The following is a 26,382-nucleotide window of genomic DNA, read 5'->3' on the forward strand; positions in this document are numbered from 1 at the left end:
CCGAAGCCGACGAGTAGCGTCGATCACGCCAGCACGGCCCATTCGCGGCCCCCTACGGCAGAAACCGGAGCGAAGAAGATGGCAATCATTCAGGGCGCCACGGACACCTGGACCAAATCCTCGTACTCGGGCGGGAACGGTGCGTGTGTCGAGGTGAAGTCCCCGGTGGTCCAGGAGATCGCGGTGCGGGACTCCAAGGTGCCGGCCGGACCGTCGATCACGTTCGTCCCCTCGTCGTGGAACGCGTTCGTCCGGGAAGTGAGCGCGGGGGCCCTCTGAGCCTGTCCGCCGCTCGGCACCACTGCATCACCGCACCACCGCACCACCGCATGAGCCCTCTCGACTGGTCCGCCGTCCCGGCCGAGGGGGCTCGGTCGTGTCCGGCGCACGCAGCCGCCGGACCATCTCGGGCCGCACGGGCGAAGCCTCCCCGTGTGGCCCCTTTCGTGCACCGCGGTAGTTCATGTCCTTGAACGGAGGACAAGACAGAGAACGGTTTTTACCCTCTCTTGACCCGACCGCGCGTTGTCGCCGGGCCTCAACTCACCACACCATGAACCGCGTTCACAAGGAGGACCCGGACCGCACCCCTGGAGGGGACACACATGAACAGTCTCGACTGGGCTGTGCTGATCGGCTACTTCGGCGTGATGGTGGCGATCGGGCTCTGGTCCCACAAACGCGTGGACGACGTGAGCGACTTCTTCACCGCGGGCGGCAAGATGCCGTGGTGGCTGTCCGGGATCTCGCACCACATGTCCGGCTACAGCGCGGTGATGTTCACCGGCTACGCGGGCATCGCGTACACGTACGGCGTCACCTCGTACGTCACCTGGTCCTTCCCCATCGCCATCGGCATCGCCGTCGGGGCGCACCTCTTCGCGCCCCGGCTCAACCGGCTGCGCTCCCGGCTCCACGTCGCCTCGCCCCTGGAGTACCTGAAGAACCGCTACAACCTGCCGACGCAGCAGGCACTCGCCTGGTCCGGGGTGCTCCTCAAGATCGTGGACGTGGGCGCGAAGTGGGCGGCGATCGCGACGCTGCTGTCCGTCTTCACCGGGATCTCGCTCAACGAGGGCATCCTCATCACCGGTGTCATCACCGGCATCTACTGCACGGTGGGCGGCCTGTGGGCGGACGCCCTGACCGAACTGGGGCAGTTCATCATCCAGTTCTTCGCGGGCATCGCGATGCTCGCCGCCGTCATGGCCGAGCTCGGCGGCTTCAGCGCGCTGTGGACGGTGTGGGACCGGCCCGAGCTCCAGGGCCACACGGCTCCCACGGCCGGCCCGTACACGCTGACCTTCCTCCTCGCCTACCTCTTCATCAAGACCTTCGAGTACAGCGGCGGCATGTGGAACCAGGCGCAGCGCTACATGGCCACGCCCACCGCCCGTGAAGCCACCCGCTCCGGCCGGCTGTCGGCCATCCTGTGGCTGGTGTGGCCGCTGGTCCTCTTCTTCCCCATGTGGTGCGCCCCGCTGCTGATCACTCCGGAGAAGCCGGACGCGTCGGACGCGTACGCGCTGATGACCGCGCAACTGCTGCCGCACGGGCTGCTGGGCCTGGTCATCGTCGGGTTCTTCTCGCACACGATGGCCATGTGCTCCTCGGATGCCAACGCCATCGCCTCCGTCTTCACCCGGGACATCGCACCCGCCCTGTCGAAGGCGGCGCGCGGCTGGACGCACCGCGCGGGGCTGCTGGCGGCACGCTGGTCCACGGTCGCCTTCCTCGCCCTGTCCATGGCGGTGGCCACCCAGGTCAACTCCCCCACCTTCAAGGACATCATCACGGTCGTCATCAAGTGGGTGGCCGGGCTGATGGGGCCGATCGCGATCCCCTTCATGCTGGGGCTGCTGCGGGCCTTCAGGAAGTCGGGGCCGACGGCGGCGCTGGTGTCCTGGGCGGCGGGCCTGTTCGCCTTCTGGCTGACGAACTACGGCCTGGACGGCGTCGAGCTGCAGATCCAGATCGTCTCGCCGGTGGCGACCTCGCTGGTGCTGTACGTGCTGATCGGGTTCGTCAAGCCGGAGGACACCCCGGAGCGGGACCGGGTGCTGGACCGGCTCCACTCCGACGACGGCACTCCGGCGTCCGGGGCGGGCGCCCTCGCGGAGCCCGGGGCCCCGGACCCGGAGGCACCGGAGGCACCCGCCCGTCAGCCCCTCGGGTAGCGGGCGAGCCAGCCCGGCGCGGAGGCGCCCGGTCCGTGCAGGGCCGGGCCCTGCGTCATCTCCATGGCGAAGTCGTCCGCCAGTTCCAGGATCGTCGGCCGCCCTTCCAGCTCGGCCAGCCAGCCGGGCGGGAGGGCGGTCTCGCCGTGCAGGGCGCCCAGCAGCGCGCCGGTGAGCGCGCCGGTGGCCTCCGAGGGCCCGTCGTGGTTGACCGCCAGGCGCAGCCCGTGCCGGATGTCCTCGCCGACCAGCGTGCAGTACACGGCGATGGCCAGCGCGTCCTCCGCGTGCTCGCCGTCGGTGTCGCCGAGCGAGGCGATCCGGGCAGGGCTCGGGATGCCCTGGCGTACGGCGCCGAGGGCGTGCTTCAGCGCCTCGGCCACCGGCTCGTGGCCGGGCCGGGGCGCGAGCTGGGCCAGCGCCCGCTGGACGGAGCCGTCGACGGTCTCGCCGCGGGCCAGGCCGTGCACGATGACGGCGAAGGCACCGGCCGCCAGGTACGCGGCGGGATGGCCGTGCGTCTGGACCGCGCACTCCACGGCGAGCTGGCACACCAGCTGCGGCTCCCAGCCCACCAGCAGCCCGAAGGGCGCGGAGCGCACCAGCGCGCCGGCGTCCCGGGCGGCGGGGTTCTTCGGCCGGTCCAGCGTGCCCGGGGTCTCGTCGGCGAGCCCGGTGAGCGTGGCGCGGCCCGGGTCGCGGCGGGTGTAGAGCCACTCCTCGCAGGCGAGCCAGCCGTTGTCCTTGCGGCGCTCGTCCGGGCCCCAGTCCCGCTGGGTCGCCGCCCACCGCAGGTGCGCGCGGTGCACGTCGGTCGGCGGGTGCCAGGCGCCGGTGTCGCGGCGCACCTGGGCGCGTATCAGCCCGTCGACCGTGAAGAGCGTGAGCTGTGTGGCCGCCGTCACGGCCCCGCGCCGCCCGTACGCGGGCGCCAGGTCGGCCAGGCCCTCGGCGCCGTGCGCGGCGCGGATCGCCTCCACCGACAGCTGCGAGACCCCGGCCCCCAGGGCGTCACCGATGGCGCCGCCGAGGAGACAGCCCCGCACCCGGGCGCGGAAGTCCTGCTGCTCGGCCCGGCCCCAGACAGCCGCGGCTGCTGCACACACCTCGCGCCCCTCCCGTCCCTGTCACCTGCGTCCGGCGCGCAGCACTGTAATGGAACGGGTGCCGGGCGTCCGGGGGCCGCGTGCTATGTGGCCGGTTCCCCCTCCAGGCGGCTTCTGGGCGGGTTCATACCGGGGCGTCCAGCACCGGCAACAGCTCCGGCAGGTGCCCGTCGGAGGCGGCCGCCGTGCGGATGCGCTCCTCGGGCACCTCGCCGTACAACGTCGTACGGGGACGGGCCGGGCGGCCCGCCGACTCCGCGATGGCGACGAGGTCCCGGACGGAGCGGTAGGAGCCGTACCGGGAGCCGGCCATCCGGGAGATGGTCTCCTCCATCAGCGTGCCGCCGAGGTCGTCGGCGCCGGAGCGGAGCATCTCGGCGGCGCCGTCCGCGCCGAGCTTGACCCAGCTCGTCTGGATGTGGGGGATGTGCGGGTGGAGCAGGAGGCGGGCCATGGCGGTGACGGCGCGGTTGTCGCGGACCGTGGGGCCGGGGCGGGCGATGCCCGCCAGGTACACGGGGGCGTTGGTGTGGATGAACGGCAGCGTGACGAACTCGGTGAAGCCGCCGGTCTCCTGCTGGATGCGGGAGAGCGTGCGCAAGTGGCCGAGCCAGTGGCGGGGCTGGTCGACGTGCCCGTACATCATGGTCGAGGAGGAGCGGATGCCGAGCTCGTGCGCGGTCCGCACCACCTCGATCCAGGTGGCGGCCGGCAGTTTGCCCTTGGTGAGGACCCAGCGCACCTCGTCGTCGAGGATCTCGGCGGCGGTTCCCGGGATGGAGTCCAGGCCGGCCTCCTTGGCCGCCGTCAGCCACTCGCGGATCGACAGTCCGGTCCGGGTGGCGCCGTTGACGACCTCCATCGGCGAGAAGGCGTGGACGTGCAGGTCCGGCACGCGCTGCTTCACGGCCCGCGCGATGTCGAAGTACGCCGTGCCCGGCAGGTCCGGGTGGATGCCGCCCTGCATGCACACCTCGACCGCGCCGACGTCCCACGCCTGCTGCGCGCGGTCGGCGACCTGGTCCAGGGAGAGGGTGTACGCGTCGGCGTCGGTGCGGCGCTGGGCGAAGGCGCAGAAGCGGCAGCCGGTGTAGCAGACGTTGGTGAAGTTGATGTTGCGCGTGACGACGTAGGTGACGTCGTCGCCGACCGTGTCGCGGCGGACGTCGTCGGCGATGCGGGTGAGGGCGTCCAGCGCGGGTCCGTCGGCGTGCAGCAGGGCCAGGGCCTGGTCGTCGGTCAGCCCGGTCGGGTCGTCGGCGGCCTGGCGCAGCGCGGCCCGCGCGTCCGTGTCGATGCGCTGCGGCACCATGCCGGGCGCGGCGGCCTCGCGCAGCGCCTCCCAGTCGCCGTACACCTCGTCGAAGTCGTCCCGCCGGTCGTGGGTGCGTCCGGTGGTGTCGATGGTGCGGTGCAGGTCGGTGCGGCCCGATCCGGTGAAGGTCTCGTCGGGTTCCTGCCAGGGCAGGCCGCGGACGGGTGCGTCGGGGTTCGCCAGCCCGGTCGCGGGGTCGGCGAGCGCGGTCACGTGCGGCAGCAGCCGCGGGTCGAGCCACGGTTCGCCGCGGCGGACGAACTCGGGGTAGACGCAGAGGCGTTCGCGCAGTGCGAAGCCCGCGGCGGCGGACCGTTCGGCGAGGGTGTCGATCTGCGGCCAGGGCCGCTCCGGGTTCACGTGGTCGATGGTGACCGGGGAGACCCCGCCCCAGTCGTCGATGCCGGCGGCGACGATCCGCTCGTACTCCCCGTCGACCAGGTTCGGCGGGGCCTGCAGGCAGGCGGAGGGGCCCATGATGTGCCGGGCGACGGCGATCGTGGCGACCAGGTCGTCGAGCTCGGCGTCCGGCATGCCGCGCATCGCCGTGTCCGGCTTGGCGCGGAAGTTCTGGATGATGAGTTCCTGGATGCCGTGGTAGGCGCGGGCGACGCGGCGCAGCGCGAAGAGGGACTCGGCGCGCTCCTCGTACGTCTCGCCGATGCCGATGAGCAGCCCGGTGGTGAAGGGCACGGAGGAGCGCCCGGCGTCCTCCAGGACGCGCAGCCGCACGGCGGGCTCCTTGTCCGGGGAGCCGTGGTGCGGGCCGCCCGGCTCGGACCAGAGCCGGGTCGCGGTGGTCTCCAGCATCATGCCCATGGAGGGGGCGACGGGCTTGAGCCGCTGGAAGTCGGTCCACGACATGACGCCCGGGTTGAGGTGCGGCAGCAGCCCGGTCTCCTCCAGGATGCGGATCGCCATGGCCCGTACGTACGCGAGGGTGTCGTCGTAGCCGTGCGCGTCCAGCCACTCGCGGGCCTCGGGCCAGCGGTCCTCGGGCTTGTCCCCCAGCGTGATGAGCGCTTCCTTGCAGCCGAGTTCGGCGCCGCGCCGCGCGATGTCCAGCACCTCGTCCGGCGACATGTAGAGGCCGTGTCCGGCCCGCCGCAGCTTGCCGGGCACGGTCGCGAAGGTGCAGTAGTGGCACTTGTCGCGGCACAGCCGGGTCAGCGGGACGAAGACGCTCTTCGAGTACGTGATGACCCCGCCGCGCCCGGCCGCCTCCAGCCCGGCGTCCCGCACGCGGGCGGCGGACGCGGTGAGGTCGCGCAGGTCCTCCCCGCGCGCCCGCAGCAGCACGGCGGCCTCGGCGGCGTCCAGCGCCACCCCGTCCCGGGCCCGCTTGAGGGCGCGGCGCATGGCGTTCCGGGTGGGGCTTCCGTGCTGGTCAACGGTCATGGACCGAGCATACGAGGGCGGGATCCCTACAGATACTGGGCATAGTCATCCAGCGTGCGCAGCACCTCCGGCTCGGGGGCGGCGGGGAGTTGCGCCACCACCTCGGTGATGCCGAGCTCCGCGAAGCGGTCGAGCTTGCCGGCGCTCGGGCGGACCGCGTAGGGCACGACCCGCAGGGCGGCGGGGTCGCGGTCCGCCTTCTCCCAGGCCGCGCGCAGGGCGGGGACGGTCTCGCTCAGGCCGCGGCCTCCGATGGGCATCCATCCGTCGGCGTGCGCGGCGACGGCGGCGAACAGCTTGGGGCCCGCCGCGCCGCCGAGCAGGATCCGGGGGGCGCCGCCCGCCGGTTTGGGCCAGGCGGCGGAGGCGCGTACCGAGTGGAACTGCCCGTGGTGGGCGGTCGGTTCGGCCGCCCACAGGGCCCGCATGAGGGCCAGTGCGTCGTGGGTGCGGTCGCGCCGGGTGCGCCAGACCACGCCGTGGTCCTCGGCCTCCTCGCGGTTCCAGCCGTAGCCGACGCCGAGGGTGAAGCGGCCGCCGGAGAGGTGGTCGAGGGTGGCGACCTGCTTGGCCAGGTCGATCGGGTCGTGCTGGGCGACGAGGGTGATGCCGGTGCCGAGGCCGAGCCGTTCGGTGACGGCGGCGGCCTGGCCGAGCGCCATGAACGCGTCGAGGCAGCGGCCGTACTCGGGTGGCAGGACACCGCCGGCCGGGTAGGGGCTGGTGCGCTCGACGGGGATGTGGCTGTGCTCGGGCAGGTAGAGGCCCGCGAATCCGCGCTGCTCCAGCTCGCGTGCGAGCCGTACGGGCGTGATCGTCTGATCGGTCAGGAAGATCGTGGTCGCGATGCGCATGCGGCCAACGTATGGCGTACGGCGGCGGATTCCGAGACCGTCGGCGTACGGTGTCGGCGCGTTCACCTCGTGCGGGGAAGGTGGGTCCATGCTGGACAGGCGGGAGTTCGTGGCGGGGGCGGCGGGGGCGTTGGCGCTGCCGGGCGTGAGCTTCGCGGGCGGGCGTGCGGAGGTGGTCGTGCGCGGCACGCTGCCGCCCGGTTCGCCCGACTACGTGTACGTGCCGGTCGAGGTCCCGCGCGGGGTGCGCGAGCTGCGGGTGGCGTACGCGTACGAACGGCCCGCCGTGCCCGCGGGGACGCAGGGCAACGCCCTCGACATCGGCATCTTCGACGAGCGCGGGACCGGCCCCGGCGGGCCCGGCTTCCGCGGCTGGTCGGGCGGCGCGCGGTCAACGTTCTTCCTGCGGGCGGACGCGGCGACACCGGGCTACCTGCCGGGGCCCGTGCGCGCCGGGACCTGGCACCTCGTCCTCGGGCCGTACACGGTGGCCCCGCAGGGCCTGGCGTACACGGTGACGGTCGGGGTCGTGTACGGGCCCGCGGGGGCGACGCCGCGGCCGGTGTACCCGCCGCAGCGGGCCCGGGGGCGCGGGCGGGCCTGGTACCGCGGCGACTGCCACCTGCACTCGGTGTACTCGGACGGCCGGCGCACGCCGGCGGAGATCGCCGCGGCCGCACGGGCCGCCGGGCTGGACTTCATCAACACCTCCGAGCACAACACGCACGCGGCGCACGGCGCGTGGGAGGGCCTGTGGGGCGATGACCTGCTCGTCCTCACCGGCGAGGAGGTGACGACGCGCACCGGTCACGTCGTGGCGCTCGGCACCGACCCCGGCACGTTCGTCGACTGGCGCTACCGGGCGCGCGACAACCGGTTCGCGCGGTACGCCCGGGAGATCCGGCGCGCCGGCGGGCTGGTCGTACCGGCGCACCCGCACGCCACGTGCGTCGGCTGCTCGTGGAAGTTCGGCTTCGCCGAGGCCGATGCGGTGGAGGTCTGGAACGGCCCGTGGACCCCGGACGACGAGGTGGCGCTGGCCGACTGGGACGGCACGCTGGGCGCGGGCCGGGGCCGCTGGACGCCGGCGATGGGCAGCAGTGACGCGCACCGCGAGCCGCAGCGGGTGGGCGAGCCGCAGACCGTGGTGCTGGCGGACGACCTGACGCGGGAGGCGGTCCTGGACGGGCTGCGGGCCGGGCGCTCGTACGTCGCCGAGTCGTCGGCCGTCTCGCTGGCGTTCTCCGCGGCGGGCGGGCGCGGGGCGCACGCGGGGATCGGCGAGCGGCTGCGGGTGGCGCGGGACGCCCCGGTGACGGTCCGCCTGGAGGTGACCGGTGCGCCGGGCTGCACGGTCCGCTTCGTCACCGACCAGGGCGTGCTGCACACGGCGGCGCTGCCCGCGTCGGGCACGGGCGGTGCGGAGTGGACGACGGCCCCGGCGTACGCCGCGTACGTCCGCGCGGAGGTCCGCCATCCGGCGGCCGCGCCGGCGACGGGCCTGCCGGGCGCGCTCGCGGCCTTCACGAACCCGGTGTTCCTGGGGTGAGCACCTCGTCCGGTGCCGCGCCGTCCGGTGTCGGCGTCAGTCGTTGACGGCGGTGAGCAGGACGGCCGCGTCCGTCACGGCCTTCAGGCCGTGCCGCTCGTGCGGCATCAGGTACAGGGAGCCCATGGTCAGTTCCTTGTCCCCGGACGGGCCCGTCACCTTCACCACGCCCCGCAGGACCTGGATCGAGGAGGCGGGCGGCGGGGTGTGCTCGTCCAGGGCGGTGCCGGCGGTGAGTGCGATGACGGTCTGGCGCAGCGGCGGGTCGCGCAGGATCAGGTTGGCGCTGCGGCCGTGTTCGTCGGCGTGGGCGGCCTTGAGGTGTTCCTCGGCGATGTCGTTGAGGTCGTACATACGCTCCACCTTGCCGCGTGGGCGCGTTCCACGCATACGGAAGGGCGGCCGCCGTGCCGTCCCACGGTGGCCGCCCTTCCGGCTCAGGTGTTGCCCGGGTGCGCCGTCAGTCGGCGACCACCAGCGAGGGGGTGTCCTTGGTGAGGACCTCGCCCCGGAAGAACGCGGGGCTGCGGCGCTGCATCACGAGCATGATCACCACGCCCAGGAGGAGCAGGCCGACGCCGATCACGAAGACGGAGCCCATGCCGAGGACGGCGGAGCCGGAGCCGTAGGCCGGGTCCCACATGTCGTACAGGGTCTTGCCGAAGACCGCGGTCAGCATGAGGCCGCCGAGGGCCGGCAGGACGCCCTTGAACACGGCGTCCCGGGCGGAGCGGGTGAGCTCCTTGCGGAAGTACCGGACGCAGGCGAAGGCCGTCAGGGCGTAGTAGAAGCAGATCATCAGGCCGAGCGCGTAGATGGTGTCGACCAGGACGTTCTCGCTGACCAGCGTCATCACCGTGTAGAAGACGCCGGTGGCGACGCCGGCGACGACCGTCGCCAGGCCCGGGGTCTTGAAGCGGGGGTGGACCTTGGTGAAGGAGTGGGGCAGGGCCTCGTACGTCGACATCGCGAGGACCGTGCGCGCCACCGGGATGAAGGTGGTCTGGAGGCTCGCGGCGGCGGAGGCGAGGACGGCGACGAAGAGGGTGACGCCGAGGACGCCGCCCATGACGGGGCCGGCGAGGGCGGCGAAGACGTTGTCGGAGGTGTCCGGGTTGGCCAGGCCGAGGCCCTTGTCGCCGGAGCCGGCGACCATCTGCGCGGCGATGCCGGTGGCGAGGTACGAGCCGACCAGCACCACCATGGTGATGAGCGCGGCGCGGCCGGGGGTCCGTGCGCTGCCGGTGGTCTCCTCGTTGGTCGCCATGCAGGCGTCCCAGCCCCAGTAGATGAAGATCGCGAGGGAGAGGCCGGCGGTGAAGGCGGAGAAGGACTCGACCGCGAAGGGGTTCAGCCACGACCAGGAGAAGTCGGCGCCGGTGGTGAACTCCGGGCTGCCCACCTTGGAGAAGGCCATGACGACGAAGACGGCGAGGACCACGAGCTGGAGGCCGACCAGGGCGTACTGCACGCCCTTGGTGGCGGTCATGCCGCGGTAGCTGATGGCGGTCGCGATGGCGATGAGGGTGAGGCAGGTGAGGATGTGGACGGCCTTGTTGTCGTCCAGTGCGGCGACGTCCGGGTTGCCGGCGATCTCACCGGCCAGCAGCCAGAAGTAGGAGGTGGCGACGCCGGCGAGGTTGGAGAGGACGATGATCGTGGCGATCACCAGGCCCCAGCCGCACATCCAGCCGATCCTGGGGCCGAAGGCCTTCACGGTCCAGGTGAAGGAGGTGCCGCAGTCCGGCATCACCTTGTTGAGCTCCCGGTACGCGAAGGCGACGAGGAGCATGGGGAGGAACCCCGCCAGGAAGACGGCGGGCATCCGGAGGCCGACCTCGCCGGCCGTCGAGCCGAGGGTCGAGGTCAGGCAGTAGACGGGGGCAACGGTCGAGATGCCGATGACGGCGCTGCCCACCAGGCCGACGGAGTTCCCGCCGAGCCCCTTGCTCCTGATGTCGTCGGAGTCGCCCATCCCGGCGACGCCCCTTACCGTGTCTCCGGCCTGGGGCCGTGCTTCCACCTGAGTCATGCGAAGGACGTTAGGTGCTGCGGTTTCCACATCCGGAGCACGGAACTCCGCGATCTTTCCCTTGCTTTGCCAGGTGTCGGCCGCTTATTGGTCAAGGATTCAAAGACTTGTCAGCGTCCAGCCGTTCGATTTGGTAGGCACCCGGCCCGCCGTTCGATATGCGGGAACCGCAGCGGTGTCCGTTTTGTCGTTTTTCAAATTTTCCCAAGACTTTTTGGGGCCGCTACCGGGACGCCTCCCGGCGCGCCGCTGACCGTGCTCCGTACGGGTGTCACCCGGGCCAGACGACCGCCTGCAACTCGCTGTAGGCGTGCAGCGCGTAGGAGCCGACGTCCCGCCCCACCCCGCTCTTGCGGAAGCCGCCGAACGGGGCCTCCATGTTGCGCCCGACGGTGTTCACGCCGACGCCGCCGGCCCGCAGCCGGGCCGCCACCCTGAAGGCACGGGCCACATCCGCCGACCAGACGTAGTCGATCAGGCCGTAGTCGGTGTCGCCGGCGAGCGCGATGCCCTCCTCCTCGTCGTCGAACGGCACGACCACCACCACCGGCCCGAAGATCTCCTCCCGGACCACCCGCATGCCGCTCGTGCACTCGGTCAGCAGCGCCGGGGGGACGTAGAAGCCCTTTCCGTGCGCCGGCGCACGGCCGTGCCGCAGGACCCGCGCCCCCTCCTCGCGGCCCAGCTCGACGTACGACTCCACCCGGTCGCGGTGCGCGGCCGAGATCACCGGACCGACGACCGTCCCCGGGTCGGCCGGGTCCCCCACCGTCATCCGGCCCAGGTACGCGGCCAGCCCCTCCACCAGCCGGCCGTACACCCGGCGCTGCGCCAGCACCCGCGTCGGAGCCGTGCAGATCTGGCCGCTGTAGAAGGAGAACGTCGTGCCGATGCCGCCGATCGCCGCGGACAGGTCGGCGTCGTCGAAGACCAGCGCCGCGCCCTTGCCGCCGAGCTCCAGCAGCTGCCGCTTCAGCTCGCGCCCGCAGACCTCGCCGATGCGCTGCCCGACCGCCGTCGAACCGGTGAAGCTGACCATGTCGACGTCCCGAGAGGCCACCGCCGCCGCGCCGGCCTCCGGCCCCGAGCCCGTGACGACATTGACGACGCCCGGCGGCGCCCCGGCCTCCGCGAGGGCACGGGCCATGGCGTACACGGAGAGCGGGTCCTGCGGGGCGGGCTTCACGACCACCGTGTTGCCCATGGCGAGCGCCGGAGCGATCTTGCCGGCCGGGTTGGCCCAGGGGTTGTTGTACGAGGTGATGCAGGTGACCACGCCCACCGGGCGGCGCACCGCCACGGCACCGAAGACACCGGCCCGCCCCATCGGCCCCGCCTCGTTGATCTGCGGCGGGACCGCCTGCTCGACCGGCTCCAGCGCGCCCTTCGCGTACCGCCGGAACCGCGCGATCCCCACCGCGACCTGCATGCCCCGCGCGGTGGCGGGGGTGGCTCCGCTCTCGGCCTGCGCGAGGCGGGCGTGCGCCCGGGCGTCCCGCGCCATGAGGTCGGCGGCCCGGTCCAGCACGGCGGCGCGCTCCTCGGGGCGGGTGCGCGACCAGCTCGCGAAGGCCTCGCGGGCGGCGCGCGCGGCCTCGTGCACCTGGGCCGGGCTCGCCTCCGGGGCGAGGCCGACGACCTCCTCGGTGGCGGGGTCCGTGACCTCGTAGTGCCCGCCGTCCGGATCGACCCACTCTCCCCCTATGTACAGCCGCTCCGGCGTCATCGCGTGGACACCGTCCGGGTGTCCCGGCCGGACCGCAGGACCGTGCCCGGGACCGCGCCGGTGATCCGGTCGTCCCGTACCGTCTCGACGCCGTTGACCCGCACCGACACGATCCCCACGGCTCGCGAGTCCAGGCGCGGGCTGCCGCCCGGCAGGTCGTGGACGAGGGCGGCGGGCCCGGCGTCGATCCGCCCGGGGTCGAAGAGCACCAGGTCGGCGTGGTGGCCCTCGGCGACGCGCCCGCGCCCGCGCAGCCCGAAGAGACGCGCCGGGTCGTCGGTGAGCATCCGCACCGCCCGCTCCAGGCCGACCAGCCGGCGGCCGCGCAGACAGTCCCCGATGAACCGCGTGGTGTAGGGGGCGCCGCACATCCGGTCCAGGTGCGCCCCCGCGTCCGAGCCGCCGAGCAGCACGTCCTCGTGCGCCCAGGTCTCCCGGCGCAGCGCCCAGGAGGCCGGGTCGTTGTCGGGGGGCATGGGCCACAGCACGGTGCGCAGGCCGTCCTGCGCGCAGATCTCGACCAGGCACTGGAAGGGGTCCTGTCCCCGCTCCTGTGCGACGTCCCGCACGATCCTCCCGGTCAGCCCCTCGTTCGCCGGGCTGTACGTGTCACCGATGACGTACCGGCCGAAGTCGGCGAGCCGCCGGAAGACCCCGGCCTCCTCGGAGCGGGCGCGCCGCAGCATCTCCGCCCGGACGGCCGGGTCGCGGAGCAGGGCGGTCCGCTCGGGCACCGGCAGCCCCAGGACCTCTCCCCAGCCGGGGATCAGGTTGAGCGCGCAGAAGGTCCCGAGGGACATGTTCATCGGGGTCAGGATGGGCATCGTCAGCGCCACGACCCGCCCGCCGGCCTTGCGGGCCCGCTCGCTCGCGAGCAGCTGCCGGGGGACGCGGTCGGGGACGGCGGCGTCGATGGTGAGGACGTTCCAGTTGAGCGGCCGCCCGGCGGCGGCGCTCATCTCGACGAGCAGGTCTATCTCGGCGTCCTCGAACCGGTCGAGGCACCCGGCGACGATCGCTTCGATCTGCGTCCCCTCGTGCTCGCCGACCGCCCGGCAGAGGGCGAGGAGCTCGGCGGGCGTGGCGTGCCGGGACGGGACGGGCCGGCCGTCGCCGTCCGCGTGCGTGGACGACCGGGTGGTGGACAGGCCCCAGGCGCCGGCGTCCATGGCGTCGTGCAGCAGCCGTACCATCTCCCGCAGCTGCCCGGGCGCGGGCTGCCCGCCGACGGCGTCCGCGCCCATGACGTACCGGCGCAGGGCGCAGTGCCCCACCATGAACCCCGCGTTCACGGCGATGCGCCCCTCCAGGGCGTCCAGGTACTCCCCGAAGCCGTGCCAGCCCCAGTCGACGCCCTCCTCCAGCGCCCGGAGGGACATGCCCTCGACCTTGGCCATCATGCGGCGCGTGTAGTCGGCGTCCCCGGGCCGGCCGGGGTGGAGCGGCGCGAGGGTGAAGCCGCAGTTGCCGCCGACGACGGTGGTGACGCCGTGGTTCATGGAGGGCGTGGCGTACGGGTCCCAGAAGAGCTGGGCGTCGTAGTGGGTGTGCGGGTCGACGAACCCGGGCGCGAGGACGAGCCCGTCGGCGTCCTCGCTGCCGCGGGCGGCTTCGGTGACGGTGCCGGCGGGCGCGACGACCGCGACGCGGCCGTCCCGGAGCCCGACGTCCGCAGGGCGGGCGGGGGCACCGGTGCCGTCGACGAGGGCGGCGCCCCGGATCAGGTGGTCGAGCATGGCGTCCCTTCCTCCCACGGGCCCTTGCGGCCCTCGGTGTGCGCCCCGGCCGGAGGGGGCCGCGGGCGCCCTCCGGCCGGGGCCGGTACGGGGCGCGCGGCCCGGGATGCCGCGCCCCCGCGTCCCTGCCCCGTCCGTCTCCCGCCCGCCTTCCGCCCGCCTCGCGCCCTTCTCCCGCCCGCCGGGCCGAGCCGGGCCCGCGGCGCTAAGCGGAGGCGCGGAAGCGGGTGGTGCGGTGGACCGGATCCGCGTCGATCTCGGGGATCACGTGCTCCCCGATCAGCCGGATCGTCGTCATCGTGTCCTCGTACGACACCCCGATCGGCAGCCCGAAGGAGAGCTGGTCCGCCCCCGCCTGCTCCCACCGCCTGCACTGCCGCAGCACCTCGTCCGGGTCGCCGCAGATCATCAGCTCCTCCGCGATGAGCAGCTCGATGATCTCCTCGGTGTACTCGGGCAGCAGCTCGGGCCACCGGGGTATGCCCTCGGGCCGCGGGAAGGTGTCGTGGTACCGGAACAGCAGCGACTGGAGGTAGTGCAGCCCGCCCCCGACCGCGATCTCGACGGCCTTCGCGTGCGTCTCCGCGCAGATCGCCGTCGACGTCACCATCACGTTGTCGTTGACGAACGCCCCGACCGGGTCGGCGTCCTTCACCGCCGTCTTGTACGCGTCGACGACCCACTCCATGTCGGAGACCTTCTGCACGCTGAAGCCGAGGACGCCCAGCCCCTTTTTCCCGGCCATGGCGTACGACGACGGCGAGCCGGCCGCGTACCACATGGCGGGGTGGGCCCTGCCGTACGGCTTGGGCAGCACCTTGCGGGGCGGCAGGGACCAGTGCTTCCCCCGGAAGCCCTGGTACTCGTCCTGGAGCCACATCCTGGGGAACTCGGCGATGGTCTCTTCCCAGATCTCCTTGGTGTGGTTCATGTCGGTGATGCCCGGCAGGAAGCCGAGGATCTCGTGGGACCCGGCGCCGCGTCCGGTGCCGAACTCGAAGCGGCCGCGCGAGAGGTGATCGAGCATGGCGGCCTTCTCGGCGACCTTCACCGGGTGGTTGACCGGGGCGAGCGGGTTGAAGATGCCGGACCCGAGGTGGATCCGCTCCGTCGCGTGCGCCAGGTACCCGAGGTACACGTCGTTGGCCGACAGGTGCGAGTACTCCTCCAGGAAGTGGTGCTCGGAGGCCCAGGCGTACTTGAAGCCGGACTTGTCGGCCTGGATGACGTACTCGGTCTCCTCGATCAGCGCCTTGTGTTCCGCCTCGGGATCGGCCCGGGCCCGCTCGGCCGGTACGTATCCCTGTACAAAGAGCCCGAATTCCAAGGGGTTCACCGTCCCTACGGCACGCGACGCCCACGGCGCGCGCTGCCTGCGCGTTATCTGACGCTCCGTCAGCCCTCGACTGTTCCACCGGGCCCCCGCACCGTCAATAGCTGACGGTGCGTCAGGAAAATCGGATGTCCTCCCCGCGCCGGCCCCTCAGCCCAGGTGCGGGGCGACGCCCGCGGCGAACGCCCCCATCTGGTCGGTCAGCTCCTCGCGGCTCCGGGAGCGGAACCGCACCTGCAGCTGGTCCACGCCCATCGCCCCGTACGCGCGCAGCGACTCGGCGAGGGCGTCCGGCGGGCCGCTGAGCGTGCGCCGGCCGACGTCCCAGGCCGCGGTCCCCACGTACAACGCCTCGGTGATGGCCCCGACCGTGAACGGCCCGGTGGCGCCCGCCTCCTCGCGCAGCCGCCGCAGCCGGGAGATCCGCGCGGGGAGCCGGTCGCGCGGGTCGCCCTCGGGCAGCCACCCGTCGCCCCTGAGCGCGGCGCGGCGCACCGCGGCGGGCGACGAGCCGCCGACCCAGACCGGCACCCGCGGCTGCGCCGGACGGGGCCGCTGCCCGAGGTCCCGGAAGGCGTACCGCTCCCCGTGGAACACGGGGAACTCCTCCTCGCCGAGCGCCGCCCGCAGCGCGTCCACGACCTCGTCCAGCACCGCCCCCCGCCGCTCGAAGTCCACGCCGAGCGCGTCGAACTCCTCCCGTACGTGCCCGGCGCCGACGCCCAGGACCAGCCGCCCCCCGCTCAGGTGGTCCAGGGTCGCGTACTGCTTCGCCGTCAGCAGCGGATGGCGCAGCCCGACGACGGCGACGTGGCTGAGCAGCCGCACCCGGCGGGTGACCGCCGCGAGGTGGGCGAGGGTGGCCACGGGGTCGTACCACACGGTGCTCATCGCGCCGGCGAGCCGCCGCGGTATCGCCACGTGGTCGCAGCAGGCGACGTACGCGAAGCCGCACCGGTCCGCGGTCCGGGCGACCTCCGCGAGGTCCTCCGGTCCGGCGGCCGCTTCCCAGGGCTCGGCGAAGAGGGTGCTCAGCGACTGGACCGGCAGCTGGATCCCGTACGCGACCATGCCCCACCTCATATCTGACAGTGTGTCAGTTACTTGCGGCCGGTCCATCGTCGCGCCCGGCACCCCGCCGGACAAGCCCCGCGGCGCCCCGGCCTCAGCCGAGCAGCGCGTACACCGTGGACGCCCGCGCGGCCGGCCCGGCCTCCCCTTCGGCGGTCAGGGTGATCTCGGCGAACGCCATCCGCCTGCCCAGCTTGGTGATCCGCGCGTCCACCAGCACGTCGGCACCGGCCACCATCCGCTGGAAGCTGGTCGACTGCTGCACCGTGGTCATGGGCACGAAGGCGCCGCGTGCCGAGGACACCGCGATCACGGTCGCCGTGTCGGCCGCCGCCATCAGGGCCTGCCCGGACAGGCCGCCCCCTTCCCGGGCGAGCCGCTCGTCCCACGGCAGCCGCAGCACCGCGTGCGCGTCCCCCGTCTCCACGACGCTCAGTCCGAGCTCCAGCACCCAGGGCGCGAAGTTGCCGGCGAGGATCTTCTCCGCCTCGGCGATCTCAAGAGTCATGCCGGGATGCTCCCGCCGCCCCGCCCCCGCGAAACCCCCGGGGCCGGCCGGGGGTCACCCCATGTCGTACCCGAGCGCCGTCGCGACGAGGGCGCGTTCGTTCGGCATGCGACCCAGGGGACAGCTGAACAGCCGGCCACCGACAGCGCCCGCCCGGCCGCCCGCGCGCGTTGCCGAAACGGCAACAGGAATTGCCGGGGACGGGATGAGGGGGTGGAGTGGAGCCATGGAGCAGCAGCCGTCGAAGATCGCCGATGTCCTGGCCGATGTCGGGCCCCGCCTCAAGCGCCTGCGCACCCGGCGCGGCGTCACCCTCACCGCCCTCGCCGAGGCCACCGGCATCTCCAAGAGCACGCTGTCCCGCCTGGAGAGCGGCCAGCGCCGTCCCAGCCTGGAGCTGCTGCTGCCCATCGCGCAGGCGCACCAGGTCCCCCTGGACGAGCTGGTGGGCGCTCCCGAGGTCGGCGACCCGCGCGTCCGGCTCGCGCCCCGGCGCGCGGGCGACAAGGTGATCGTGCCGCTGACCCGGCAGCCGGGGCCGCTCCAGGCGCTGAAGGTGGTCATCCCCGCGGACCGCGGCGAGCCGGAGCCGCGCGTGCACGAGGGGTACGAGTGGATGTACGTCCTCGCCGGGCGGCTGCGGCTGGTGCTGGGCGAGCACGACCTGGTGCTGGGGCCCGGCGAGGCGGCCGAGTTCGACACGCGCGTGCCGCACTGGTTCGGCAGCGCCGGGGACGGTCCCGTCGAGTTCCTGAGCCTCCTGGGCCGCCAGGGGGAGCGGATGCACTTCCGGGCCAGGCCGCGTCCCCGGGAGATTTGACGAAGAAGTGGCGGTTGCGTACCGGTTCCTCCCTTGATGTCGGGCTCCGTCGCGAGGAGACTCGGGAGGGAGGAGGCCCGATCGCATGATCCTTCATCGCCTCGGACGTGACGTCACCGTCCTCAACGACCACCTCCCCGTGCCGGGCATCGGTTTCCTGACGGTCAACGCCTTCGTGCTGCACGCCGCGGAACCCGTCGTCGTCGACACCGGGCTCAGCCTGCCCGACCGGGGCTTCATGGACGCGCTGGGATCGGCGGTCGATGTGCCCGACGTCCGGTGGATCTGGCTGACCCACCCGGACCGCGACCACACGGGGGCGATCTTCGACCTCCTCGCGGCGGCGCCGAAGGCGCGGGTGGTGACCACCTTCCTGGGCGCGGGGATCATGTCGACGTACCGCCCGCTGCCCCTGGACCGGGTGTACCTGCTCAACCCCGGCCAGAGCCTCGACGTCGGCGACCGGACGCTGGTCGGGTTCCGCCCGCCGCTGTTCGACAACCCCGCGACGGTCGGGTTCTACGACACCGGCTCGGGAACCTGCTTCAGCTCCGACTGCTTCGGGGCCCCGCTGCCCAGCCCGGAGATGGCCACGGCGGGCGACGTGGGCGACGTACCGCCGGACGCGCTGCGGGCGGGCCAGATGCTGTGGGCGACGGTCGACAGCCCGTGGGTGCACCTGGTGGACCGGGAGGCGTTCCTCGCCACGGTGGAGCCGCTGCGCACCATGGCGCCCGAGCGGATCCTGAGCACGCACCTGCCGCCCGCCGCGGGCCGCGCACCGGAGTTCCTGGATCTGGTGGCCTCCGCGCCCGGCGCGGACCCGTTCGTCGGGCCCGACCAGCGCGGGCTGGAGGAGATGCTCGCCGGCTTCGAGCCGCCCGGAGGACCCGGGCAGCCCGCCCCCGCGGCCGGGCAGGCCGCCGGTGAGGCGAGGCCCGCCGTCGGCCCCGCGGTGACCTGAGCACCCCTGGCGGTGACCTGAGGACCCTGGCAGGGTGGCCCCCGGGGGGCCTCACGCCCCGGCCCAGAGCCCGTCCTCCGTCAGGCCCAGCAGCTCGATCGCGTTGCCCCGTACGATCCGCTCGACCACGTCCGGGGCCAGGTGGGCCATCTGCGCCTCGCCGACCTCCCGCGACTTCGGCCAGGTCGAGTCGGAGTGCGGGTAGTCCGTCTCGTACAGGACGTTGCCCGCGCCGATGGCGTCGAGGTTCCGCAGCCCGAACGCGTCGTCGAAGAAGCAGCCGTGGACGTGCTCGGCGAACAGTTCCGACGGCGGCCGCGTCACCTTGCCGGCGACGCCGCCCCACGCGCGGTTCTCCTCCCACACGACGTCCGCCCGTTCCAGGATGTACGGGATCCAGCCGATCTGGCCCTCGGCGTACATCACCTTCAGCCCGGGGAAGCGCTCGAACTTCCCGCTCATGAGCCAGTCGACCAGGGAGAAGCAGCAGTTGGCGAAGGTGATGGTGGAGCCGACGGCCGGCGGGGCGTCCGCCGAGGTCGACGGCATCGTCGACGACGAGCCGATGTGCATCGCGATGACCGTGCCGGTCTCGTCGCACGCCGCGAGGAAGGGGTCCCAGGCGTCGGTGTGGACCGACGGCAGCCCGAGGCGCGGCGGGATCTCCGAGAAGGCGACCGCCCGCACGCCCCGCGCGGCGTTGCGCCGCACCTCCGCCGCCGCGAGACCGGCGTCCCACAGGGGGACGAGGGTCAGCGGGATGAGCCGGCCGTGGGCCTCGGGGCCGCACCACTCCTCGACCATCCAGTCGTTGTACGCGCGCACGCCCAGCAGGCCGAGTTCGCGGTCGGCGGCCTCGGTGAAGGTCTGGCCGCAGAAGCGCGGGAAGGTGGGGAAGCAGAGCGCGGACTGGACGTGGTTGACGTCCATGTCGGCGAGGCGGTCGGGGACGCGGTACGAGCCGGGGCGCATCTGCTCGTAGGTGATGACCTCCAGGCGTATCTCGTCGCGGTCGTAGCCGACGGCGGTGTCGAGGCGGGTGAGGGGCCGGTGCAGGTCCTCGTAGACCCACCAGTCCCCCACGGGCCCCTCGTCGCCCGGGCCGCCCATGACCGGGGCGAACTTCCCGCCCAGGAAGGTCATCTCCTTCAGGGGGGCCCGGACCACGCGCGGGCCGGTGTCCCGGTACCTGGCGGGGAGCCGGTCCCGCCAGACGTGCGGGGGCTCCACCGTGTGGTCGTCGACCGAGATGATCCGCGGGAAGGTCGCCTGGGTCTCCATGCGCACCACCGTAGCGCTGAACTGACGGTCCGTCAGCTACACGGTGGGGGGAGCTTGTGCAGAGCGTCACCCCCTGCTGACGCATACGGCGTCGACAAGGCAGACTGTCCGGGGCGAGACCAGCGGTACGGGCAGGGGGAGCTATGGACCGTGAAGACGGGCCGCGAGTGCCGGGGCAGCGGAGCGCGCCGCGTCCGGCCCCCGCCGGCGGCGGCGACCTGCGCTTCGGCGTGCTCGGCCCGGTCCGCGCCTGGTACGACGGCGACCCCCTGCCCTCCGGGTCCCCCCAGCAGCGGGCCCTGCTCGCCGCACTGCTGCTGCGCGACGGGCGCACGGCGACGGCCGCCGAGCTCATCGACGCCATCTGGGGCGACGAACCGCCCTCGCAGGCGCTCGCCGCGGTCCGCACGTACGCCTCGCGCCTGCGCAAGGTGCTGCCGCCGGGGGTGCTGGTCAGCGAGTCCGGCGGGTACGCGATCCGCGGCCGCGCCGACGCCCTGGACCTCAACGTCGCCCAGGAGCTGGCCGCCGAGGCCGAGAAGGCGCGGGCTGCGGGCGAGCGCGGCCAGGCCCGGGTCCTCATCAACAAGTCGCTGGGCCTGTGGAACGGCGAGCCGCTCGCCTCCGTGCCCGGGCCGTACGCCGAGACGCAGCGCGCCCGGCTGGAGGAGTGGCGGCTGTCGCTCCTGGAGACCCGGCTCGACCTGGACCTGGACTGCGGCCACCACGCGGAGGCGGTGTCCGAGCTGACCGCCCTGACCGCCGCGCACCCGCTGCGCGAGCGGCTGCGGGAGCTGCTGATGCTGGCCCTGTACCGCAGCGGCCGGCAGGCCGAGGCGCTGGCGGTGTACGCGGACACGCGCCGGCTCCTCGCCGACGAGCTGGGCGTCGACCCCGCGCCGGAGCTCTCCCGGCTCCAGCAGCGCATCCTCCAGGCCGACGTGGAACTGGCGCGCCCGGTGGAGGAGCCGCCCGCCGCGCCCAAGCCGTCCCGCCCGGCGCAGCTGCCGGCCACGGTCCCGGACTTCACCGGCCGGACCGCGTTCGTGCGGGAGCTGCGCGACCGGCTGGCCACCGCCGAGGGCTCGGTCATGGCGGTGTCGGCACTCGCGGGCATCGGCGGGGTCGGCAAGACGACGCTCGCCGTGCACGTCGCGCACGACGCCCGGCCGCACTTCCCGGACGGCCAGCTGTACGTGGACCTCCAGGGCGCGGGCGCGCGGGCCGCGGAGCCGGAGACCGTGCTCGGCGCCTTCCTGCGGGCCCTCGGTACGGCCGACTCGGCCATCCCCGACTCGCTCGACGAGCGCGCCGCCCTGTACCGCTCGACGCTGGCCGGGCGGCGGGTGCTGGTCCTGCTGGACAACGCGCGGGACGCGGCGCAGGTCCGCCCGCTGCTGCCGGGGACGGCGGGGTGCGCGGCCCTGGTCACCAGCCGCGTGCGGATGGTGGACCTCGCCGGCGCGCACCTGGTCGACCTGGACGTGATGTCGCCGGAGGAGGCGCTCCAGCTCTTCACCAGGATCGTGGGCGCCGAGCGGGTCCGGGCGGAGCGCGAGGCGGCCCTGGACGTGGTCGCCGCGTGCGGTTTCCTGCCCCTGGCGATCCGCATCGCCGCCTCGCGGCTGGCGGCGCGGCGCACCTGGACGGTCTCGGTCCTCGCGGCCAAGCTCGCCGACGAGCGCCGCCGCCTCGATGAGCTCCAGGCGGGCGACCTCGCGGTGAAGGCGACGTTCGAGCTGGGCTACGGGCAGCTGGAGCCGGCGCAGGCCCGCGCGTTCCGCCTGCTGGGCCTCGCCGACGGCCCGGACATCTCCCTCGCGGCCGCGGCGGCCGTCCTGGACCTGCCGCTCCACGACGCCGAGGACCTGCTGGAGTCCCTCGTGGACGCCTCCCTCCTGGAGTCCGCGGCCCCCGGCCGCTACCGCTTCCACGACCTGGTCCGCCTCTACGCGCGGGCGTGCGCGGAGCGGGACGAACAGCCGCCCGGGGAGCGGGACCTGGCGCTCTCCCGGCTGCTCGACTTCTACCTGGCGACGGCGGCGCGGGTGTACGCGATCGAGCGCCCGGGCGACCGCCTGGTCGACCACCTGGAGCCGACGACGTACCGCGGCCTGACCTTCGCGGACCGGCACGCGGCCCAGGACTGGCTGTACGCCGAGGCGGACTGCCTGCTGGCCTGCGCGCGCCGGTCGGCCGGCGGCGACTCCCTGCGGCGGGCGGTGGACCTGCTGTGGGCGGCGCTGGACCTGGCGGAGTCCGGGGCGAACTCCAAGGGGTACGAGACCGTCGCGACGGCCCTGCGGCAGGACTCCCGCAGCTCCGGGGACGGCAGGGCGGAGGCGCGCGCCGCCATCGCCCTGGCCTACGTCCACCACGTCTCCGGGCGGTTCGACCAGGCGGACCAGGAGGCGCGCGAGGCGATGGCGCTGGCCCTGGAGGCCGACGACCCGCTGCCGCGCTGCTGGGCGGCGAACACCCGCGGGGTCATCGCGCTCTACCAGAACCACCACGCCGCCGGCGAGAACCACCTCGCCGAGGCCATCCGGGACTTCCGGGCGTGCGAGGACCGGGCGGGCGAGGCCAGCGCCCTGTGCAACCTCTCCCGCATCCACCTGGCCATGGGCCGCACCGCGAGCGCGGTCACCCTCGCCCAGGAGGGCACGGCCATGTACGACGGGATGGGCCATGCCCTCAAGGGGGCGAACGGCCGCTACGCCCTGGGCCTGGCGCTGACGCAGAGCGGCCGGCTGGCCGCGGCGGCGGACCGGCTCGGGGAGGCGCTGGAGGTCTTCCGGGACAGCCGCCAGCGCCTGTGGGAGGGCATGACGCTGTTCCGCCTGGCCGAGGTCGACATCGCCGCGGGACGGCACGCGCAGGCCGCGGCCAACGCGGAGATGGCGCTGACGGTGCTGCGCGGCATCGGTGGCGAGTGGCGGCGCGGGAACGTCCTGACGGTGCTCGGCCGGGCGCTGGCGGGCATCGGCCAGAGCGGCCGTGCCCAGGTGTGCTGGCAGGAGGCCCTCGGCATCTACGAGGAGCTGGACTCGCCCGAGGCGGGCGAGGTGCGGGCGCTGCTGAAGCCGGTGCGGGCCGCCTGAGAGCCGTCCTCGGGACCGGGCCGCACGAACGCGGAAAGGTCCGGAAAGCCGGGCCCCCGGGCCGTGGGCTGGGCGTTCATCGTTCGTTTATGGCCGCGGGCCATGCTCTTTTCCACGGACCCGTCGCGTCGGGGGGCAGGCGGGCCACCGGTGAGGCCGTCGCTCCCAGGCACTAGGGTGAACGGCCCTGTAGAGGCCCGTCCGGCCGTCCTCGGGGGAACAGCCGGGCGGGCCTCGCCGAACACCGGACCGAGTGACTTCAACGGGAGATGATCATGAGCGACGCCAGCACCACCGAGCCCGTCGTCAAGCCGACGAACATCCACGCCACCGGCACGAAGCCGACCGCCGCGGCGGAGCAGATCGAGACCAAGAACATCCACGCGACCGGGTCGCCGGCGGACCGGATCATCACCAAGAACATCCACGCCACGACCGAGCCCGCGGACGAGGGCGCCGTGTCGACCGAGAACATCCATGCCACCACGGAGCCGGCGAACTAGCGTCTCTCGTCCGATCCGGACGGAGGACCTGGTCCCACCTGGACCTTCACCCACGGGGTGCGGCCGCGGCGGCGCGGAGGGGGAGCCGCTGCGGCCGCGGCATGTCCGCCCGGCCCGTACGGGGTTCCGCCCCGGCGGGCCTCATCCGCGTGCCCGGGCGCGGAGTTCGCCCTTCACCACCTTGCCGCTCGCGTTGCGCGGGAGCTCCGTCAGGAACGCGACCCGGCGCGGCACCTTGTAGTTGGCCATCTCCCGCCGCGCCCAGGCGATCAGGTCGTCCGCCGTCAGCGTCGACCCCGGGCGGCGGACCGCGAAGGCCATGGCCACTTCGCCCAGCCGCGGGTCCGGGACGCCGATGACGGCGACGTCCAGCAGATCGGGGTGGACGCCGAGGAGCTGTTCGATCTCGGCGGGGTAGGCGTTGAAGCCGCCGACGATGAACATGTCCTTGATCCGGTCGGTGATGCGCAGGTTGCCCGCCTCGTCCAGGACCCCCACGTCGCCGGTGTGGAGCCAGCCGTCCGCGTCGATGACCTCCGCCGTGCCGTCCGGGTCCTCGAAGTAGCCGCTCATCACGTTGGGGCCGCGCACCAGGACCTCGCCCGCCTCGATGCGCACCTCGGTGCCCGGGATGGGGCGGCCCGAGGTCGCGGCGATCGTCGCGTCGGGGTCGCCCCGGCGGCACATCGTGACGATGCCGCTCGCCTCGGACAGGCCGTACGCCGTCAGGACCGTGGGGACGCCCAGCTCGCCGCGCAGCCGCTCCACGAGCCGCAGCGGCACCACCGCCGCGCCCGTGACCACCAGCCGCAGGGTCGACAGGTCGTAGGACGACCGCGCCGGGTGGTCCAGTACGGACTGCAGGAGCGTGGGCGGGCCGGGCAGCACGGAGATGCGCTCCGCCGTGACGTTCGCCAGGACCGTGCCGGCGCTGAAGACCGGCTGCGGCACCATCACCGCGCCCCGCATCAGGCAGGCGAGGATCCCCGCCTTGTAGCCGAAGGTGTGGAAGAAGGGGTTCACGATCAGGTAGCGGTCGCCCTCCCGCAGGCCGGCGAGGTCCGCCCAGGCCCCGTAGCAGCGCAGGGACTGGGCATGGCTGATCACGGCGCCCTTGGGCCGGCCCGTCGTGCCGGACGTGAACACGATGTCCGACGGGCCGGACGGGTCGACCGCGTCCGCGCGGGCGCGGACCCGGGCCGCCGGGACACCGTCCCCGCCCGCCAGGAACTCCTTCCAGGTGCGGAAGTCCTCCGGCGCGCTGTCCGCCAGCACCACCACCTGCTCCAGCGCCGGCAGCACGCGCCCGGTGCGGCGCAGGGACGCCACGTACGAGGTGCCCAGGAACGTGCCGGTGACGAACAGCAGCTTCGCCCGGCTGCGTTCCAGGACGTACGCGGCCTCGGCGCCCTTGAAGCGGGTGTTGAGCGGCACGAGCACCGCGCCGGCGGTGACCGCGCCGAGGGCGGAGACGATCCAGTCCAGGGTGTTGGGCGCCCAGACCGCGACCCGGTCGCCGGGGGCCACGCCCGCGGCGGCGCACGCGGCGGCGGCGCGCTCGATCCGGTCGCCGAGCTCCGCGTACGTCACGCGCGTACGGCCCTCGACGACGGCCTCGCGGGGGCCGTACCGCCGGGCCGCCCACCGGACCAGTCCCGGGATGGAGCACCCGTCCAGGTCGCCGTGCATGCCGCACCTCCGCCGCCCGCCCCGTAGCTGACTATCCGTCAGATTAGCGGTACCCTCGCGGACATGACAGGTGGACGACTCAAGGACGCCGCTGCCATCGCCGGGATCGGGCAGACCCGATTCGCCCGGCACCTGCCCGAGTCGGAGAAGGCCCTGGCCTGCCGGGCCGTCCTCGCCGCCCTCGCCGACGCCGGCATCGCGCCCGCGGAGGTCGACGCCTTCGCCTCGTACACGATGGAGGAGACCGACGAGGTCGAGCTCGCCAAGGCCATCGGCGCGGGCGACGTGACCTTCTTCGCCAAGGCGGGGTACGGGGGCGGCGGCTCCTGCGCCACCGTCGCGCACCTCGCCGCCGCCGTCGCCACCGGCCAGGCGCACGTCGGCGTGGCCTGGCGGTCCCGCAAGCGCGGCTCGGGCCCCCGCCCCTGGACGAACACCCGCGCCCAGCTGCCGACCCCCGCCCAGTGGACCCGCCCCTGGGGACTGCTGCGGCCCGCCGACGAGATCGGCATGCTCGCCCGCCGCTACATGCACGAGTACGGCGCCACCCGCGACCACTTCTTCAACGTGGCCCTCGCCTGCCGCAACCGCGCCAACCAGAACCCCGGCGCGGTGATGTACGACCGGCCGCTGACCCGCGAGATGTACATGACCTCCCGCTGGATCAGCGAGCCGCTCTGCCTCTTCGACAACTGCCTGGAGACGGACGGCGCCCTCGCCTGCGTCGTCGTCCCCGCCGAGCGCGCCCGGGACTGCCGCCGCCCGCCGGTGTACATCCACGCCGTCGCCCAGGGCCTGCCCGCCCAGCACCACGGCATGGTCAACTACTGGAACGACGACCCGCTCACCGGGCCGGCCTGGACCGCGGCCCGCCACCTGTGGAAGCAGGCCGACTTCGGCCCGCAGGACGTCGACGTCGCCCAGATCTACGACGCGTTCACCCCGCTCATCCCCCTCTCCCTGGAGGGCTACGGCTTCTGCGGCCGCGGCGAGGGCGGCGCCTTCACCGAGGGCGGAGCGCTGGAGACCGGCGGGCGGCTGCCCCTCAACACCGCGGGCGGCGGGCTCAGCGAGGCGTACGTCCACGGCTTCAACCTCATCACCGAAGGGGTCAGGCAACTGCGCGGCACGAGCACCGCCCAGGTACCGGGCGCCCGGACGTGCCTGGTCACCGCGGGTGAAGGCGTCCCCACGTCCGCCCTGCTGCTGAGGAGCTGAG

General features: G+C 73.7%; 20 protein-coding genes. 8 read left to right on the forward strand and 12 right to left on the reverse strand.

The window, feature by feature from the left end; all coding sequences use genetic code 11:
- Nucleotides 1-78: 78 nt before the first annotated feature.
- Entirely contained in the window at nt 79-279 is a 201-nt protein-coding gene (locus ACIA79_RS05705) for a DUF397 domain-containing protein (protein ID WP_399426876.1), read from the forward strand.
- Nucleotides 280-605: 326 nt separating this feature from the next.
- On the forward strand, nt 606-2,177 hold the full coding sequence (locus ACIA79_RS05710) for a sodium:solute symporter family protein (RefSeq protein WP_399426877.1): 1,572 nt from the start codon (nt 606-608) through the stop codon (nt 2,175-2,177).
- Here the strand turns inward: ACIA79_RS05710 and ACIA79_RS05715 are convergent.
- The 3 genes from ACIA79_RS05715 to ACIA79_RS05725 form a co-directional block, all read right to left on the reverse strand.
- Nucleotides 2,162-3,283, reverse strand: a complete 1,122-nt coding sequence (locus tag ACIA79_RS05715) for an ADP-ribosylglycohydrolase family protein (RefSeq protein WP_399426878.1) — start codon at nt 3,281-3,283, stop codon at nt 2,162-2,164. The two genes, ACIA79_RS05710 and ACIA79_RS05715, sit on opposite strands and share 16 nt — an antisense overlap.
- A gap of 124 nt (nt 3,284-3,407) precedes the next feature.
- Entirely contained in the window at nt 3,408-5,996 is a 2,589-nt protein-coding gene (locus ACIA79_RS05720; RefSeq protein WP_399426879.1) for a bifunctional FO biosynthesis protein CofGH, read from the reverse strand.
- A gap of 26 nt (nt 5,997-6,022) precedes the next feature.
- Entirely contained in the window at nt 6,023-6,850 is an 828-nt protein-coding gene (locus tag ACIA79_RS05725) for a TIGR03619 family F420-dependent LLM class oxidoreductase (RefSeq protein WP_399426880.1), read from the reverse strand.
- 88 nt (nt 6,851-6,938) lie between these two features.
- On the opposite strand from ACIA79_RS05725, the gene ACIA79_RS05730 reads away from it, so the two are divergent.
- Complete coding sequence (locus ACIA79_RS05730) at nt 6,939-8,399, forward strand: CehA/McbA family metallohydrolase (protein WP_399426881.1); 1,461 nt, start codon at nt 6,939-6,941, stop codon at nt 8,397-8,399.
- Between the two features lie 36 nt (nt 8,400-8,435).
- On the opposite strand, the gene ACIA79_RS05735 is transcribed toward ACIA79_RS05730, so the two are convergent.
- The 7 genes from ACIA79_RS05735 to ACIA79_RS05765 form a co-directional block, all read right to left on the reverse strand.
- Entirely contained in the window at nt 8,436-8,753 is a 318-nt protein-coding gene (locus ACIA79_RS05735) for a cupin (protein ID WP_391812223.1), read from the reverse strand.
- Nucleotides 8,754-8,859: 106 nt separating this feature from the next.
- Nucleotides 8,860-10,431 (reverse strand): APC family permease, encoded by a 1,572-nt coding sequence (locus tag ACIA79_RS05740; RefSeq protein ID WP_399426882.1) that lies wholly within the window; start codon nt 10,429-10,431, stop codon nt 8,860-8,862.
- Between the two features lie 271 nt (nt 10,432-10,702).
- Nucleotides 10,703-12,157, reverse strand: coding sequence for an aldehyde dehydrogenase family protein (locus ACIA79_RS05745; RefSeq protein WP_399426883.1), 1,455 nt, complete (start codon nt 12,155-12,157; stop codon nt 10,703-10,705).
- Entirely contained in the window at nt 12,154-13,893 is a 1,740-nt protein-coding gene (locus tag ACIA79_RS05750; protein ID WP_399426884.1) for an amidohydrolase family protein, read from the reverse strand. The genes ACIA79_RS05745 and ACIA79_RS05750 overlap by 4 nt, the downstream gene beginning before the upstream one ends.
- Before the next feature lie 205 nt (nt 13,894-14,098).
- Nucleotides 14,099-15,220, reverse strand: a complete 1,122-nt coding sequence (locus ACIA79_RS05755) for an LLM class flavin-dependent oxidoreductase (protein WP_399427126.1) — start codon at nt 15,218-15,220, stop codon at nt 14,099-14,101.
- 156 nt (nt 15,221-15,376) lie between these two features.
- Complete coding sequence (locus tag ACIA79_RS05760) at nt 15,377-16,297, reverse strand: LLM class F420-dependent oxidoreductase (RefSeq protein WP_399427127.1); 921 nt, start codon at nt 16,295-16,297, stop codon at nt 15,377-15,379.
- A 94-nt stretch (nt 16,298-16,391) separates the two neighbouring features.
- A complete protein-coding gene (locus ACIA79_RS05765) occupies nt 16,392-16,805 on the reverse strand; it encodes a PaaI family thioesterase (RefSeq protein WP_399426885.1) in 414 nt (137 codons plus the stop codon).
- Nucleotides 16,806-17,031: 226 nt separating this feature from the next.
- Here ACIA79_RS05765 and ACIA79_RS05770 point away from each other — a divergent pair, with 226 nt between their 5' ends.
- Together ACIA79_RS05770 and ACIA79_RS05775 are read left to right on the forward strand one after the other, a co-directional pair.
- Nucleotides 17,032-17,625, forward strand: a complete 594-nt coding sequence (locus ACIA79_RS05770) for a helix-turn-helix domain-containing protein (protein WP_399426886.1) — start codon at nt 17,032-17,034, stop codon at nt 17,623-17,625.
- Between the two features lie 85 nt (nt 17,626-17,710).
- Nucleotides 17,711-18,589, forward strand: coding sequence for an MBL fold metallo-hydrolase (locus ACIA79_RS05775; RefSeq protein WP_399426887.1), 879 nt, complete (start codon nt 17,711-17,713; stop codon nt 18,587-18,589).
- A 51-nt stretch (nt 18,590-18,640) separates the two neighbouring features.
- Here ACIA79_RS05775 and ACIA79_RS05780 read toward each other — a convergent pair whose 3' ends face one another.
- Entirely contained in the window at nt 18,641-19,870 is a 1,230-nt protein-coding gene (locus ACIA79_RS05780; RefSeq protein WP_399426888.1) for an amidohydrolase family protein, read from the reverse strand.
- Nucleotides 19,871-20,013: 143 nt separating this feature from the next.
- Between ACIA79_RS05780 and ACIA79_RS05785 the strand changes: the two genes are divergently transcribed.
- Together ACIA79_RS05785 and ACIA79_RS05790 are read left to right on the forward strand one after the other, a co-directional pair.
- Nucleotides 20,014-22,971 (forward strand): AfsR/SARP family transcriptional regulator, encoded by a 2,958-nt coding sequence (locus tag ACIA79_RS05785; RefSeq protein WP_399426889.1) that lies wholly within the window; start codon nt 20,014-20,016, stop codon nt 22,969-22,971.
- Nucleotides 22,972-23,246: 275 nt separating this feature from the next.
- The gene (locus tag ACIA79_RS05790; RefSeq protein WP_399426890.1) at nt 23,247-23,474 is read left to right on the forward strand and encodes a hypothetical protein; all 228 of its coding nucleotides are present in this window, start codon (nt 23,247-23,249) and stop codon (nt 23,472-23,474) included.
- Nucleotides 23,475-23,615: 141 nt separating this feature from the next.
- Here ACIA79_RS05790 and ACIA79_RS05795 read toward each other — a convergent pair whose 3' ends face one another.
- Nucleotides 23,616-25,163, reverse strand: a complete 1,548-nt coding sequence (locus ACIA79_RS05795; RefSeq protein ID WP_399426891.1) for a FadD3 family acyl-CoA ligase — start codon at nt 25,161-25,163, stop codon at nt 23,616-23,618.
- Nucleotides 25,164-25,226: 63 nt separating this feature from the next.
- Between ACIA79_RS05795 and ACIA79_RS05800 the strand changes: the two genes are divergently transcribed.
- Nucleotides 25,227-26,381, forward strand: coding sequence for a lipid-transfer protein (locus tag ACIA79_RS05800; protein WP_399426892.1), 1,155 nt, complete (start codon nt 25,227-25,229; stop codon nt 26,379-26,381).
- The last annotated feature ends 1 nt before the right edge of the window (nt 26,382 follow it).

Source organism: Streptomyces sp. NPDC051310, assembly GCF_044455245.1.
Taxonomy (GTDB): Bacteria; Actinomycetota; Actinomycetes; order Streptomycetales; family Streptomycetaceae; genus Streptomyces.

Excerpts from the sequence above, each read along its gene's own strand:
- ACIA79_RS05705 (WP_399426876.1), top strand. The coding sequence starts at position 79 with ATGGCAATCATTCAGGGCGCCACGGACACCTGGACCAAATCCTCGTAC.
- ACIA79_RS05710 (WP_399426877.1), top strand. The coding sequence starts at position 606 with ATGAACAGTCTCGACTGGGCTGTGCTGATCGGCTACTTCGGCGTGATG.
- ACIA79_RS05720 (WP_399426879.1), bottom strand. The coding sequence starts at position 5,996 with ATGACCGTTGACCAGCACGGAAGCCCCACCCGGAACGCCATGCGCCGC.
- ACIA79_RS05725 (WP_399426880.1), bottom strand. The coding sequence starts at position 6,850 with ATGCGCATCGCGACCACGATCTTCCTGACCGATCAGACGATCACGCCC.
- ACIA79_RS05730 (WP_399426881.1), top strand. The coding sequence starts at position 6,939 with ATGCTGGACAGGCGGGAGTTCGTGGCGGGGGCGGCGGGGGCGTTGGCG.
- ACIA79_RS05735 (WP_391812223.1), bottom strand. The coding sequence starts at position 8,753 with ATGTACGACCTCAACGACATCGCCGAGGAACACCTCAAGGCCGCCCAC.
- ACIA79_RS05740 (WP_399426882.1), bottom strand. The coding sequence starts at position 10,431 with ATGACTCAGGTGGAAGCACGGCCCCAGGCCGGAGACACGGTAAGGGGC.
- ACIA79_RS05745 (WP_399426883.1), bottom strand. The coding sequence starts at position 12,157 with ATGACGCCGGAGCGGCTGTACATAGGGGGAGAGTGGGTCGATCCGGAC.
- ACIA79_RS05750 (WP_399426884.1), bottom strand. The coding sequence starts at position 13,893 with ATGCTCGACCACCTGATCCGGGGCGCCGCCCTCGTCGACGGCACCGGT.
- ACIA79_RS05760 (WP_399427127.1), bottom strand. The coding sequence starts at position 16,297 with ATGGTCGCGTACGGGATCCAGCTGCCGGTCCAGTCGCTGAGCACCCTC.
- ACIA79_RS05765 (WP_399426885.1), bottom strand. The coding sequence starts at position 16,805 with ATGACTCTTGAGATCGCCGAGGCGGAGAAGATCCTCGCCGGCAACTTC.
- ACIA79_RS05770 (WP_399426886.1), top strand. The coding sequence starts at position 17,032 with ATGGAGCAGCAGCCGTCGAAGATCGCCGATGTCCTGGCCGATGTCGGG.
- ACIA79_RS05775 (WP_399426887.1), top strand. The coding sequence starts at position 17,711 with ATGATCCTTCATCGCCTCGGACGTGACGTCACCGTCCTCAACGACCAC.
- ACIA79_RS05780 (WP_399426888.1), bottom strand. The coding sequence starts at position 19,870 with ATGGAGACCCAGGCGACCTTCCCGCGGATCATCTCGGTCGACGACCAC.
- ACIA79_RS05785 (WP_399426889.1), top strand. The coding sequence starts at position 20,014 with ATGGACCGTGAAGACGGGCCGCGAGTGCCGGGGCAGCGGAGCGCGCCG.
- ACIA79_RS05790 (WP_399426890.1), top strand. The coding sequence starts at position 23,247 with ATGAGCGACGCCAGCACCACCGAGCCCGTCGTCAAGCCGACGAACATC.
- ACIA79_RS05795 (WP_399426891.1), bottom strand. The coding sequence starts at position 25,163 with ATGCACGGCGACCTGGACGGGTGCTCCATCCCGGGACTGGTCCGGTGG.
- ACIA79_RS05800 (WP_399426892.1), top strand. The coding sequence starts at position 25,227 with ATGACAGGTGGACGACTCAAGGACGCCGCTGCCATCGCCGGGATCGGG.